Annotated in this window: 11 protein-coding genes; 6 read left to right on the forward strand and 5 right to left on the reverse strand. The window is 59.1% G+C overall.

Features of this window, described 5'->3' with window-relative positions; translation table 11 throughout:
* Window positions 1–140 precede the first annotated feature (140 nt).
* The 3 genes from argE to KSP9073_RS07495 all read left to right on the forward strand — a co-directional run bounded on the left by argE (window position 141) and on the right by KSP9073_RS07495 (window position 2,441).
* Window positions 141–1,316, forward strand: coding sequence for an acetylornithine deacetylase (argE, locus tag KSP9073_RS07485; RefSeq protein WP_108842355.1), 1,176 nt, complete (start codon window positions 141–143; stop codon window positions 1,314–1,316).
* A gap of 258 nt (window positions 1,317–1,574) precedes the next feature.
* Complete coding sequence (locus tag KSP9073_RS07490) at window positions 1,575–1,829, forward strand: hypothetical protein (protein ID WP_108842356.1); 255 nt, start codon at window positions 1,575–1,577, stop codon at window positions 1,827–1,829.
* Window positions 1,830–2,009: 180 nt separating this feature from the next.
* Complete coding sequence (locus tag KSP9073_RS07495) at window positions 2,010–2,441, forward strand: RcnB family protein (protein ID WP_165814200.1); 432 nt, start codon at window positions 2,010–2,012, stop codon at window positions 2,439–2,441.
* A gap of 87 nt (window positions 2,442–2,528) precedes the next feature.
* Here the strand turns inward: KSP9073_RS07495 and KSP9073_RS07500 are convergent, their stop codons facing one another.
* The 4 genes from KSP9073_RS07500 to KSP9073_RS07515 all read right to left on the reverse strand — a co-directional run bounded on the left by KSP9073_RS07500 (window position 2,529) and on the right by KSP9073_RS07515 (window position 6,037).
* Window positions 2,529–2,960 carry an OsmC family protein gene (locus KSP9073_RS07500; protein ID WP_165814201.1) on the reverse strand — a complete coding sequence of 144 codons (432 nt, stop codon included), beginning with the start codon at window positions 2,958–2,960 and terminating at the stop codon, window positions 2,529–2,531.
* 136 nt (window positions 2,961–3,096) lie between these two features.
* Window positions 3,097–3,597 (reverse strand): thiol peroxidase, encoded by a 501-nt coding sequence (gene tpx / locus KSP9073_RS07505; protein WP_108842358.1) that lies wholly within the window; start codon window positions 3,595–3,597, stop codon window positions 3,097–3,099.
* A gap of 71 nt (window positions 3,598–3,668) precedes the next feature.
* Window positions 3,669–4,220, reverse strand: coding sequence for a histidine phosphatase family protein (locus KSP9073_RS07510; protein ID WP_165814202.1), 552 nt, complete (start codon window positions 4,218–4,220; stop codon window positions 3,669–3,671).
* A 140-nt stretch (window positions 4,221–4,360) separates the two neighbouring features.
* On the reverse strand, window positions 4,361–6,037 hold the full coding sequence (locus tag KSP9073_RS07515; protein WP_108842360.1) for an OpgD/OpgG family glucan biosynthesis protein: 1,677 nt from the start codon (window positions 6,035–6,037) through the stop codon (window positions 4,361–4,363).
* 449 nt (window positions 6,038–6,486) lie between these two features.
* On the opposite strand from KSP9073_RS07515, the gene KSP9073_RS07520 reads away from it, so the two are divergent.
* Window positions 6,487–7,785: an exonuclease SbcCD subunit D gene (locus KSP9073_RS07520; protein WP_108842361.1), complete on the forward strand. Its 1,299-nt coding sequence runs from the start codon at window positions 6,487–6,489 to the stop codon at window positions 7,783–7,785.
* Window positions 7,782–11,090, forward strand: a complete 3,309-nt coding sequence (locus tag KSP9073_RS07525; protein WP_108842362.1) for an AAA family ATPase — start codon at window positions 7,782–7,784, stop codon at window positions 11,088–11,090. The genes KSP9073_RS07520 and KSP9073_RS07525 overlap by 4 nt, the downstream gene beginning before the upstream one ends.
* Before the next feature lie 90 nt (window positions 11,091–11,180).
* On the opposite strand, the gene KSP9073_RS07530 is transcribed toward KSP9073_RS07525, so the two are convergent.
* Entirely contained in the window at window positions 11,181–11,759 is a 579-nt protein-coding gene (locus KSP9073_RS07530) for a hypothetical protein (RefSeq protein ID WP_108842363.1), read from the reverse strand.
* Between the two features lie 319 nt (window positions 11,760–12,078).
* Here KSP9073_RS07530 and KSP9073_RS07535 point away from each other — a divergent pair, with 319 nt between their 5' ends.
* Window positions 12,079–13,098: an alpha/beta fold hydrolase gene (locus KSP9073_RS07535; RefSeq protein WP_108842364.1), complete on the forward strand. Its 1,020-nt coding sequence runs from the start codon at window positions 12,079–12,081 to the stop codon at window positions 13,096–13,098.
* The last annotated feature ends 17 nt before the right edge of the window (window positions 13,099–13,115 follow it).

The following is a 13,115-nucleotide window of genomic DNA, read 5'->3' on the forward strand; positions in this document are numbered from 1 at the left end:
AAATCACGCACAAAAGTCGACAGAAGTTCCCCGGGCAAGGCGATATTTCATGTTGCCGGAGCTGCGTTACACTCTCTGTCAGGACCTGCCGCCTTGATATTCGGCAGGTCATCCCTTTTTGCCTGAATGCCGAGAATGCCATGACCGCCACACCTGCTTCACTGCCTACCACTGCCCGGGACATTCTGGCCACACTCGTGAGCTTCAACGTACTGTCCCGACAGTCCAATCTGGCCCTGATCGAGTGGGTCGAGCAGTACCTCGACGCGTATGGCATCCATTATGAACGCATCCCCAGTGATGACGGCGAGCGCTTCAACCTGCTGGCCCGTATTGGCCCCGATGTGGCCGATGGTGTGGTGTTGTCCGGTCATACCGATGTTGTCCCTGTGGAGGGCCAGAACTGGAAGAGCGACCCCTTTACTCTCACCGAGCGGGATGGACACCTTTATGCCCGGGGCAGCTGTGACATGAAAGGCTTTCTGGCCTGTGCCCTGTCAGGCGTACCGGACTGGTCCCGGCGCGACCTGAAACGTCCCATCTGGCTGGCATTTTCCTACGACGAGGAGATCGGCTGTCTGGGGGCACCGCGCATGATCGAGCATCTGGTCAGCCACCACCCCACCCCGTCCGCTGTCATTGTGGGCGAGCCCACCCTGATGGCGCCGGTCATCCTGCAAAAGGGCATCACGACGTTAAAGACGGTGGTCCATGGCGTGCCGTCTCACTCAAGCCAGATCAACCAGGGCATCTCGGCCATTCATGTGGCAGCACGTCTTGTCAGCCGCATCGAAGACATCATGAGCGAGCTTGCCGAAGACGAGCATCTCAATGATGCTTTTAACGTACCCCACTCAAGCCTTCATGTCGGCACCATTCACGGTGGTAATGCCATCAACATCATGGCGCAGCACTGCGAGTTTGACTGGGAAATTCGCAATCTGCCCGAAGAAGGGTTCGAGGCGGTTTATGCGCGATTTCGCGAATACAGTGACGAGCTTGAAGCCACACTCAAGGCCGTCAATGCCGACTTTGCCATCGAGACCACCACACTGACCCAAACCGTGCCCGGCCTTGAAAACCGTGATAATGATCAGCCCATGGCACTGCTCGAGCGCCTTGGCGTTTGCGAAGAGGGTCAGGCCGTTGCTTATGCCACTGAAGCCGGACAGTTCCAGCAGGCCGGCCTGCAAGCCGTCATCTGTGGTCCTGGCAGCATAGAGCAGGCCCATCGGGCCGATGAGTTCATCTCGATTGAGCAGCTCACCAGAGGTGAACGTTTCATGAAGACTCTGGGAGAGACGATGGCAGAATAGAGTCGTCACGGCATTTGAGGCTTCACCCTTCGAGCCCGGCTCAAGGCAGTGATGGCGGCAGAACCCGGAAGACAGGCAATGCGCATCAATACTCATGGAGTGCCCTGATAGAAAGGTTGATGCAAAAGCGTGAATTTTGCTGATTCAACCATCTATACTGTCACATAACGTAACGGCACAGCCAGGGATCAGGCCGATATCGATACTGTACAGATGACAAAAGAAACACTGCTGTTACAGTTCAAGGGAGGGAGCCTCATGAAATTTTTCAAACGTGGTTCGACATCTGCCGACACGTCACAAAACTGCTATGCAGAACTTGCCTCGTCTCCGGGGCGGGCTTCCGCCATGCTGATCGATGACAGCGAATATGATCGTCACGAAGGATTTGTTCAGCTCAAACATCGCCTTCAACGTGCAGAATGGCGCCAGCGACAGGCATACTATGAAAAGTATGGCGCTGCGCCGGCGCCAAGCATTATTCGCCCGGGACAGGACTGGTTGGTGCATTGAATGTCGGTTGCACCCTCGTTACCGTCTCGTTTGTCTGGCGGGGCCGCTTTCAGGAAAGCGGCCCCTTGCGCATGCCACAATAAAAAGCGTCCCTTAACAATTCTCATGAGGATTACGCCGACGACACGCTCGTTGTCCCGGGGTAATCCGGCATCAATATTTTGCTGGAAGGAAACTGGAATGCGTATGTGTCCAGCGTTTGTGAAAGTCTCCCTGAGTCTGGGCCTGCTGCTGGCAATCTTTCAGGGCCAGGTGCAGGCGGCACCACAGACCCAACAGGGATATCAGGCCTCGCCGGGAGCGAGTACCCCCCGTGAGCCCCAGAGCGGTCCGAAAGTGGATCGACGTCTGGTGCTGAGAACCCTTGCAGCCCATCGGGAAGACTTCAAGCGTCAGGCCTTTGACGCGGTTGTACCGCCGTTGGAAATGGGTGACCGATTGCCGGAGAACGTTGAAAGCGAACAATTGCCTGACACGGTCAAACAGGCCCTGCCCCGCTATGAAGGCTATGCCTGGCGTCGACTCGGTAACGATATTGTTCTGATCGGCATTGCTTCCGATACCTTTTACGACATTTTTCCTGGCGTGCTGAAAGACCCTGACACGCCATAAAAGTGTCGAGCGGGATCAAAAAAAGGGCCCCGCCAGAAGCGGGGCCCTTTTTTGATTCACCATCATCAGGCTACCGAACCTGAAACATCAGCCTTCGAGCGTGGCCTCAAGCGTAATATCGGCATTAAGCAGACGCGAGATCGGGCAACCTTCCTTGGCGTCGTTGGCGGCCTTTTCAAAGGCCTGCTGATCAGCACCTGGAATGCGGGCAACCGTTTTCAGCGCCACCTTGCTGACGTAAAAACCGCTGTCATCCTGATCCAGCGTTACGGTCGCTTCGGTCTTGATGCTTTCAGGCTCCAGATCCGACTGACCCAGAATCATGGACAGCGCCATGGAGTAGCAGCTGGCATGTGCCGCGCCGATCAGTTCTTCCGGATTGGTGCCCGGCTGATCTTCAAAGCGGGTATTGAAACCATAGGGATTGTCCTTGAGCGCGCCACTTTCAGTGGAGACGACACCCTTGCCCCGCTTCAGGCTTCCCTTCCATTCGGCAGAACCTTGCTTCTGAATGGCCATTACATGCCTCCCTGGTGCAAATAGTCTTCAAATGTTCCTGTATTCAGCTGGACACCTTGCACGGTTATCCGGCGGGATACTCTTCACAGGATAGTCAGTCCTGCCACACTGGCAACTTCCTCACGGATGGGGATTGCTACAGGACCGATAGCGCAGCCTCATAGTCAGGCTCATTTTTGATCTGATCAACCAGTTCGCTGTGCAGGACCTGATTGTGTTCGTCCAGCACGATCACGGCGCGCGCGCAGAGCCCGCGCGGACGGCCGCTCTGAATATCCACGCCCCAGGCCTGAACGAATTCTGCATGATGGCGAAACGTTGAAAGCATCAGCACGTTGTCCAGCCCTTCCGCGCCGCAAAAGCGACCGGCCGCAAAGGGGAGATCTGCCGAAACCACCAGTACCACCGTATTCTCCAGCCGTGACGCCTGCTCATTGAATTTGCGCGTGGAGGTAGCACAGGTACCGGTATCAATGCTGGGGACGATCGAAAGCACCTTGCGCTGTCCGGCAAAATCCTCCAGAGAGACCTCATTCATCTCCCGGCCCGTCAGGGAAAACGACGGTGCCGTGTCACCCGGTGCGGGAAAATGGCCACCCACTTCAACGTGATCATCGCCATAGCCTACTGTCGTCATGAAAACACCTCGCTTGTGTGGTTGCCTTCGATACAGGCGTTTTGAAAAATGGATTCGAGTGGGGCGTTCGACTACGCCTGCCAGGGCGTGAGCTGCCAGTGCTCATGCTCCGATCCCGGCGGCTGACACCACACGGGCGCGACATTGCCGATACGGGCACCATAAGGATGCCCCTGGGTCACGTTGCAGATCACTCGAAAGATGCCGGAATGCGCCACGACCAGCGGGCATTCAAAGCGTGTCAGCAGCTCATTGAGGCTATCCACCACCCGGCCCTGAAAGTCTGCCCAGGCCTCGCCCCCTTCCGGCGTCTCAAAATAGGGCATGGGGTCCTGAATGGTTGTTTTTTCCAGCTCGCCCCAGTGACGCTCTCGAAGCCCGGCGTAAAAGTTCAGCTCACTGTCAGGCAGCGCCAGGCGAGCCGTTTTGCGGGCCCGAAACATGGTGCTGACCGCCACATGGGACCAAGGCTGCTGACCCAGCACGATGCCGACATCACGCGCCTGTGACTCACCCAACGGCGTCAGCGGTACATCCGGACTGCCGGCAATCAGATAGGCACGGTTGAAAAAGGTTTCGCCGTGGCGAAGAAAGACAAAGGGACGCGGTAATAACTCGCTCATTGAAAATTCCGGCATTGATCAGTCAGCGGATAATCCTTTCAGTGTACGCCTCGCAACACGCAGGCGTTACCCTCTACGGACGTCCGCACAATAAAACGGACCCCGCAGGGTCCGTTGCAATACGATCCATATAATCAGGCTCAGCCGTGACGGTCCCAGTTACGATCGGCCGGTGCCGGCGGCACGAACTGGTAAAGCCAGGTTTCGCTCAGCGTCTGATCGCCCAGGCGGAGATAGACCCGCAGCGTGACCGGGTCGGTCTGCTCGCTTTTGGGATACCAGTCAAACTGTGCCCGCCACATTTGAAGCGGACCGCCCAGTTTGGTCACCGAGACCACCTGCGTCTCACCGCTGGAGGCTGACAGGACCGCCTCCATTTTGGCATCGGCCGGCATGTCGTTGATGGGCGCGCCGCGAAAGTCGACCGCAAATCGTCGCGCCCAGGTTTCCGGTGAATGCTCACCGGGAATCCAGCCATCACGTACCGCTCCCATACCACTCCAGGTCTTGTCGACCTGACCGACGGAAGGCCTGACAGGCGGACGCGGGCTCCAGTACAGGTTGTAGCTGTAGCTCAATTGCTGGCCGGCTTCGACCGGTTCAGCGGGCTGCCAGAAAGCAGCGATGTTATCGACCGTTTCCCCCATGGTCTGAAGCTCGATCAGCGTGATTGACCCTTTGCCCCAGTCGCTGGTCGGCTCGCACCACAGACTCGGACGCGCGTGGTAGTAGTTGACCACGTCGCGATAGTGCTCGAAGTCATGATCGTCCTGGACCAGCCCGAACCCACGCGGATTTTCATCTTCAAAGGTGTTGTACTGCAGGGCATCAGGGTTATACAGCGGCCGGCAGATCCACTCGCCGTCCCCGCTCCAGATCGACAGGCGGTCGGAGTCATGCACCTGAGGAATGATGGTATCGCGCCGTACCCGCTGGCTTGTCCCGTTGAGGAACATGCTGGTCATCGGGGAAATGCCCAGACGCTCGATGCTCTTGCGCGGGTAGACATTGGCCTCTACGCCCATGACCACGCGCTCTGACTGACAGTCGATATCAAACTTGTACGCCCCGGTCGCGCTGGGAGAGTCCAGCAGGGCATACACGGTAAACCGGGCGCGGTTGGCCGGTGGCTCATCGAACCAGAAATGCGTGAACACCGGAAACTCTTCCTGGCCTTCTTCCGGCGGCATGGCGGTGTCGATGGCCAGACCGCGTGCCGACAGACCGAACTGATTGTTCTTGTCGATGGCACGGAAATAGCTTGCGCCCAGAAAGGAGACCACGTTGGCAAGCGCTGAAAAGTCCGGATTGCGGGATACCCGCCAGCCGGCAAAGCCCAGATCATGGCCCTTGAGCTGGTCAACATCGATCCCTGTCCCTTCATAGGTAAAGAGCTCGGGACGAAAATGGATTTCATAGGCCTTGTCTTCCACCACGCTGTACATGCGCACCGGCTGGTTGAACTGCATGCCGACGTGAAAGAACTGGGCCTGCACGGCCGAATTGCCGCGATCGGACCACAAGGCATGGCTCTGGTCGTACTGAATGGCCTGATATTCAAGCGGATCAAGGTTGTCGAGTGTGAGCGTCTCGGGCAGCTTCTCGGTGGTATCCTTGTACTCCGACTTTGCCATATCCCGGGCATGTGATTTGAGCCAGTCAAAATCGAAATCGGTGCCCTTGTCATCCAGCGCTACCTCGACCCCCTCGCCCGGGCCACGGTTGTTGTTGCCGCTGGCGCGTGCCATCAGGGATTTGGTCGACATGCCAAGCGCAGACAGCGCCGCAGATGCCTTGAGTAGAGTTCTTCGATCCATGGACAAGACTTTCCTTTTGAGACGATACGACCCTGCCCGAGCCGCCATCCAGTATTGAGTTGATACAGGGTCAATCCATCATGAGGCTTTTGGATGACCCATGGTTAACCAGAATCGACCATCGCACGCACTGGCAGTTCCCTGCGCCTGCGTAAAACATGGTGACACCGTGTCAGCGGCGATCCCCTGTTTCACCTTCTGTGCAGACAGCCCAGCCTTCATAGAAGCACATATCTTCGACCCTGCGATGGGCAGAAATATACCCGTATTGATCGGTCGTTCCTATTATGTCGAGCTTGAGACGCTAAAGCGTGACACACCACTTTCACGATCACACCCGGGCTGACCCTGTCCTTACATTTTGAGACCCTCATCATTTCTCAAATTGCTCGATCACCCCGGCGTGATCCCGATACCCTTGGCCATCTCTTACGTGACGGTAGTGCCTGATGAAACTGATCCATACCGCTGACTGGCATCTCGGCCAGCGCTTTCACGGCCAGTCGCGCCACAATGAGCACCGCGACTTTCTTGACTGGCTGGTGGCGACGCTTGACGAGCGACAGCCCGATGCCCTGCTGATCGCCGGTGACATCTTTGATGTCATCAACCCTTCCATCGCGGCCCAGTCCCTGCTGTATGACTTTTTGATCAAGGCTCATGAGCACCTGCCTCAGTTGACCATCGTCATGATCGCCGGCAACCATGACAGCGGCACACGCGTCGAGCTGCCCGCCCCGCTCCTGCGCCGCCTGAACACTCATGCGCTGGGACGCATCCTCTGGCATGACAGCGGTGAGCCCGACGTGGATCGCCTGATCGTCCCCCTGCCGGACCGACACGGCTTGATACGCGCCTGGTGTCTGGCCCTGCCCTTTCTGCGCCCGGCTGAAGTGACCGGCGGCCCTGCCGAGGCGGCCTCAACCGACACCCCGCAGGCCCCGGCGTCAGAGGCCAGAACGGCCGGTGACAGCTACGTCCGCGGCATGGTGCGTGTTCATGAAGCGCTGTTTGAAGCCGGCATTCAAAAGCGCGCACCGGGTCAGGCGCTGATCGCCATGAGTCATGCCCATCTTCACGGGGCCAGCGTGTCTGAACACAGCGAACGCCCCATCGTGATCGGCGGTGAAGAGTCGCTCTCGGCGGCGCTTTTCCCGCCCGAGGTGGCCTATGTCGCCCTCGGGCATCTGCACAAGCCCCAGCGGGTGGGCAGTGACCATATCCGCTATAGCGGCTCGCCGCTGGCGATGGATTTCTCCGAGACCCACTACCCGCATCAGGTGCTTGAAGTCATCCTCGAGGGCGAGCACGTCAGTGAGGTGACATCGCTGCCCATCCCCCGCAGCGTTGCCATGCACCGAGTCGGGCCCTTATCACTGGATGATGTGCTCGACGCGCTGGCAAGCGCCGATTTTCCGGACGACACGCAGACTGGTCTGCCGCGCGAGCAGTGGCCCTGGCTGGATGTGCGCGTGATTCTGGATGCCCCCCGGGTCGATCTTCGCCCTCTTGTCGAGCAGGCCCTCAAGGGCAAGGCCGTGCGCCTGGTCAGCATCACGACCCGAATGGCGCGCGCTTCGACGCCGGAGCACACAGGCGAATCACTGGACGCACTGGGGCCGGCAGAGCTTTTCGCCCGCACCTGGGCCAGAGAATTTGGCGATGCCCCACCCGATGAGGTCATGCAGGATGTTCAGGCACTGCTGCAGACGCTGCATGACGATGAATCGTCCGAGGACACCCCATGAGAATTCTGGCCCTTCGCCTTCATAACATCGCCTCGCTGAGCGGCCCGCACACCATCGACTTCACCGCCAGTCCGCTCGACAGCGCTGGCCTTTTTGCCATTACCGGCCCTACCGGCGCCGGCAAGAGCACGCTGCTGGATGCCCTGTGCCTGGCGCTTTATGGCAGCACACCCCGCCTGCGCGGCGCGCCCGGCCGGGACTCCGTCTCCCCGGATGTCGGGGAGGAAACCCTGACCACTGCCGACCCGCGGACCCTGCTGCGCAGAGGTGAAAACAGCGGTTATGCCGAGGTCGATTTTCGCGGCCGGGATGGCGCGCACTATCGCGCCTGCTGGCGAGTGCGACGCGCCCGCCACAAGGCGGATGGCAAGCTTCAGGGCGTTGAGCAGAGCCTGATATCACTACCGGATGAGCGGGTCATCACCTCGCAAAAACGAGAGTTCGATCGTCTGCTGCCGCAGCACCTTGGCCTGAGTTTCGAGCAGTTCACCAGAGCGGTACTGCTGGCGCAAAGCGAGTTCAGTACCTTTTTAAAAGCCGACGACAACCAGCGCAGCGAATTGCTGGAGAAGCTGACCGACACCGACATCTACTCGCGCCTCTCGATCGCCGCCTTTCAACGCACCCGCGACAGTGAACGCGAGGTCGCCGCACTGGAGGTGCAGCTTGGGCATCAAACGCCGGCCGACCCCGAAGCGCGCCAAGCGCTTGAGCAGCATGCCACCGAGACGCTGGCACAGCTTCAGAAGCTTCAGACACAACAGCAGGCGCTTGAACGCGAACAGGCATGGCTGGCCACCGATGAACGCCTTGAATCGCACTGGCACAGCGCCTGCCAGGCGCATGAAGACGCCCTGAGCGCACAACAGGCACAGACCGGCCAGCGCCAGTGGCTGGCCCGGCTCGAGGCGCTGGCCCCCGCGCGGCATCTGTTTGTGCAGCACGAGGCGCTGACGACCTCGATCAAGACCCTTGAAGACCGCCTGGGGACAGCGCGCGAGCATCTCGCCGCCGCCAGCCGCCAGCGCGATGACATGGTCAGCCAGCAGGAAGCACATCGAGCGCATCTGGAGACAAGCCGCCAGAAGCACCGACAGCAGCAGCCTCTGCTGGCCCAGTGCGCCCTGGATGAACAGCGATATCAGGATCTGCATCAGCGTGTCCTGCACACCGAGCAGCAGCTTGGAGAACACCGACAGACCCTGTCGGATCAGGAGAAAGCGCTTGCCAACTGCCGACACAGGGAGCACCAGCAGCGAGTGTCCCTGCAGGAACTGGATGCACGGCTCAAGCAACTGACCGAAGGCGCCCCCTCCTTTACGCAGTGGCGCGAAGCCACTCAGAACCAGCTGGATCAGTACCGGCAAAAGCGTCAGGCGCTGCGCGACCTGAAACATGCCCACGACCACTGGCATCAGCTGGAGCAGCGCTTTCAGGCCCTGGAGACCCACCAGACCACCGATCGCCAGACCCTTGAAACGCTGCGCGAGGAAGGCACGCAAACCCGTACGGCGCTTGACCGGCAAAGAATCACCCTTGAGCAGCTCGAGAAAAGCATTGCGAGCCTGCGCGCTGCCCGCAGCGACAGCGTTTTTGCCATGCGTGAAGGGCTTGAAGCCGACACGGCTTGCCCGGTGTGCGGCAGCCATGATCACCCTTACACCCGTCACCCGCCGCCTCAACCAGCCCATGACATGCTGGTGGCGACCGAGCGCGAAGAGCAGCGCCAGCTTGATGATGCCCGTCAGGCGCGCGACCGCCTGGACCAGCGTTGCGCCGAGCTTAGAGGCCGCTACAGTGAACTCCAGAGCCAGATCACGCAGCGGGATGAAGCGCTTGATGCCCTCAACGCCCAGCGACACGAAGCGCGCCAGCGCCTTGATGCCTGTGCAGAGAGCAAGGCCATGCTGGAAGTCGATCCGGAAGGTCGTCACGCGTGGCTCGAGCGTCGCCTGGCCCACATTACGACTGCCCACGATCAGGCCTGCGAGCATCTGGCACACTTTGACCGGGATCATCAGACCAGAGCGCCGCTTCAGGAGCAGCTGCATGGCCTTGAAGTCGAAGCCGTACGCCTTGAGGCTGGCGTCACGTATACCCATGAGCAGATTCAGACACTGGACGCCGCCTGCGCCCCGCTGAACCACGAGCGCGAGACGCTGGCCAAAACACTGAAAACACAGCTCGGCCATTATCCGGACGTCCATCGCTGGCGGGAGGCGCTCGATCATGAGCTTGAGACTCGTGAGCAACAGCTGGCCGCCACCCAAAAGCAACGAGAGGCCTGTGACGCGCAGTGCCAGAAGCGCCATCAGGAGGTTGTGCAGCTGCAACAGCAGCATGATGACCAGGCGCTTGCCCACCAGACGCTTTCAGAGGAGATGGCGCAGTGGCGCAAGGCACACCCCGATATCAGTGATGACACTCTGGCAGCGCTTCTGGCCGTGACAAGCGATCAGCATCAGGCGCTTGCCCGCGATATGTCGGCCATGGATCAGCGCCTCAACGATGCGCATCTATTGGCTCAGGAACGTCTGGAGGTGCTTGTGCATCATCGTCAGCACTACAGTGAACATGCCCTGTCGGCGCAGAATGCCCTTCCCGAACAGGACGCGTCGCGCACTCTAAAGGTATGGCGTGATGAGCGACTTGCTGAAATTGGCCGGCATCAGTCGGATCTTGAAACCCATCTCCCCCAGGCTCAGCGCTTGCGCGATGACGCTGACCATGCCCTGCGCCATGATGATCACTGTCGTGCCCAGGCCCGCGAGATCGAACAGGCTCTGGAGCAGCATCGACGTGAAGTGACGCGCTGGGGCCGCATTTCAGGACTGATCGGTGCCGCCGACGGCAAGAGGTTTCGTCGCATTGCTCAGGGCTGGAACCTGGAGCGGCTGATCGAACATGCCAACATCCATCTCCAAAGCCTCGCGCGGCGCTATCGACTGGCGCGTGGCGGCAGCGAGCTGGGGCTTCTGGTCATTGATACCGACATGGGCGATGAGCGACGCTCGGTGCATTCGCTGTCTGGCGGGGAAACCTTTCTGGTCTCGCTGGCGCTGGCACTGGCGCTGGCCTCGATGGCGTCTTCCGAGCTTCAGATCGAAACCCTGTTCATCGATGAAGGCTTTGGCAGCCTCGACCCCCAGTCACTGTCCCAGGCCATGGATGCCCTCGACGCGCTGCAATCGCTGGGCCGTCGGGTGGGCGTCATTTCACACGTTCAGGACATGCATGAGCGCATACCGGTGCAGATCAGGGTGGCACCGCGAGGCAACGGCCAGAGTGACATCACCCTGAGCTGAGCGGCTCAACGCTCCCTTTTCTTCCAGCCACGAAAAAGGGCCTCCGTAGAGGCCCTTTTTTACATCGAGCACTTTCACATCGAGCACGGTTTATATCGCAAGCCAAGCAGCCAGTACCAGAATCGCCAGCAGGCCCACATACAGCGCCACCCGGATCAGCGGCTTGAACTCAAGGGCCGGAATGCTGACCAGCGACAGACGCGAGAATCTCAGCAGACACCAGATCACGCCCAGCACCACCAGAATAACGATGAAAAACGGCAGGCTGATGCCAATGAAAAGTGCCTGCCACTGCGGCACTGTATTGACCGCACCCGGGCTCAACATCAAAAAGAGCGTACCGCCGAGTGCAAAAAGACCGATATCAAAGGTCGTGCTCAGAAGACGCGTGCCGATCACTTTCAGGGATCTCGTCACCGGATTATCACGCATCAGATCACGTGCCATGAAAGCAATAACGGCGAAAAACAGCGAGACCAACCCCAGAGCACTCCAGTAGGAGGAAAAGCCGACGCCTTCAGCCGTGCTACTGCCGGTGGAAATGCCGGTCATCGCTGCACTGCCCTCCCCGCCATTGAGCTGGTGCTGCATCAGCCACTGAGCCAGACCACCGATCAGGATCCATAAAACGATGGTAAAAAAGAAATCGCCAATACCTTTTTTCTGCATGGACAGGGGTCCTTTCATTGCGATGGGCGTAGTGGGTTCAGGGGTCATATCATGGCAAACAAACGAACACTTCGACAGCGCCGCGTGCCGACCATGCCGGGATACAGGGCCTGCATGTCGCCTGTAGTGAAGGATCATGACAGGTCAAATCCTCCAGGGCCGTGCCCGACCGTGCGCTACGGGTCTTGAGGGGAGCTTAAAATATCGTGTTGGTTTCTTGGCGAGCGGTCATTTTTTGCCAGACTGGAGAGCGCCATCCAACGATCAATGTCTTCACTCCCATGGCATCGCCCCACGATGTCTGGCAAGGAAATATGTCATGCGCTCGCTTTTGCTGATCCCACTACTGGCTTCTTTGACCCTGCCTGCCATGGCCGGGGATAACACCCCCGATGATGCCCCGGTCTATGGTCCCCGGCTGGAAGGATTCGACTACCCTTGGTCCCTGCACCGCTTCGAGCTGGACTCTCAGCAGCAGTCCCTTGAAATGATGTATATGGACGTGGCCCCACAGGGTAAATCCAACGGGGAGACGGTCGTGCTGATGCATGGCAAGAACTTTTGCGCCGCAACCTGGGAGAGCACCATCAAGGCGCTGACGCAAAAAGGGTATCGCGTGATTGCCCCGGATCAGATCGGTTTTTGTAAATCCAGCAAGCCGCAGCACTACCAGTACAGTCTTCATCAGCTGGCCGCCAACACGAATGCTTTGCTGTCACATATCGGGATCGAACGCGCCACCATCATGGGCCACTCGATGGGCGGCATGCTGGCCACCCGTTACACCCTGATGTACCCCGAGGCCACCCACCAGCTGGTGCTGGTTGACCCCATCGGGCTGGAAGACTGGAAGGCAAAGGGCGTGCCCTGGCAGTCGATCGACGACTGGTATGAAAGCGGCAAGAAGGCCAGCGCCGAGAAGATGCGCACCTATCAAAAAGAGACCTACTATGCCGGTCAGTGGCAACCCGAATATGACCGCTGGGTCGAGATGCAGGCCGGCATGTATCGCGGTGAAGGGCGTGACATTAATGCCTGGAGTCAGGCGCTGACCTACGACATGGTCTTCACTCAGCCCATCGTTTACGAGTTCGGCGACCTCAAGGTGCCCACGCTATTGATTGTCGGCGACAAGGACAACACCGCGGTTGGCAAGGGTCTGGCATCCAAAGAGATTCAAAAAACATTGGGCCATTACGACGAGCTGGGGCCGAAAATCGCCGAACAGATTCCGGCATCCACCTATGTTCATTTTGAGGATCTGGGCCACTCACCTCAGGTACAGGCGCCTGAGCGCTTTCATGCAGCACTGCTGAAATGGCTCAACCAGGGACACTGAGCCATTCGATAAGGGTA

The sequence above is a fragment of the Kushneria phyllosphaerae genome, from assembly GCF_900312995.1.
In the GTDB taxonomy this organism is placed as follows: domain Bacteria; phylum Pseudomonadota; class Gammaproteobacteria; order Pseudomonadales; family Halomonadaceae; genus Kushneria; species Kushneria phyllosphaerae.

Excerpts from the sequence above, each read along its gene's own strand:
- argE (WP_108842355.1), top strand. The coding sequence starts at position 141 with ATGACCGCCACACCTGCTTCACTGCCTACCACTGCCCGGGACATTCTG.
- KSP9073_RS07490 (WP_108842356.1), top strand. The coding sequence starts at position 1,575 with ATGAAATTTTTCAAACGTGGTTCGACATCTGCCGACACGTCACAAAAC.
- KSP9073_RS07495 (WP_165814200.1), top strand. The coding sequence starts at position 2,010 with ATGCGTATGTGTCCAGCGTTTGTGAAAGTCTCCCTGAGTCTGGGCCTG.
- KSP9073_RS07500 (WP_165814201.1), bottom strand. The coding sequence starts at position 2,960 with ATGGCCATTCAGAAGCAAGGTTCTGCCGAATGGAAGGGAAGCCTGAAG.
- tpx (WP_108842358.1), bottom strand. The coding sequence starts at position 3,597 with ATGACGACAGTAGGCTATGGCGATGATCACGTTGAAGTGGGTGGCCAT.
- KSP9073_RS07510 (WP_165814202.1), bottom strand. The coding sequence starts at position 4,220 with ATGAGCGAGTTATTACCGCGTCCCTTTGTCTTTCTTCGCCACGGCGAA.
- KSP9073_RS07515 (WP_108842360.1), bottom strand. The coding sequence starts at position 6,037 with ATGGATCGAAGAACTCTACTCAAGGCATCTGCGGCGCTGTCTGCGCTT.
- KSP9073_RS07520 (WP_108842361.1), top strand. The coding sequence starts at position 6,487 with ATGAAACTGATCCATACCGCTGACTGGCATCTCGGCCAGCGCTTTCAC.
- KSP9073_RS07525 (WP_108842362.1), top strand. The coding sequence starts at position 7,782 with ATGAGAATTCTGGCCCTTCGCCTTCATAACATCGCCTCGCTGAGCGGC.
- KSP9073_RS07530 (WP_108842363.1), bottom strand. The coding sequence starts at position 11,759 with ATGCAGAAAAAAGGTATTGGCGATTTCTTTTTTACCATCGTTTTATGG.
- KSP9073_RS07535 (WP_108842364.1), top strand. The coding sequence starts at position 12,079 with ATGCGCTCGCTTTTGCTGATCCCACTACTGGCTTCTTTGACCCTGCCT.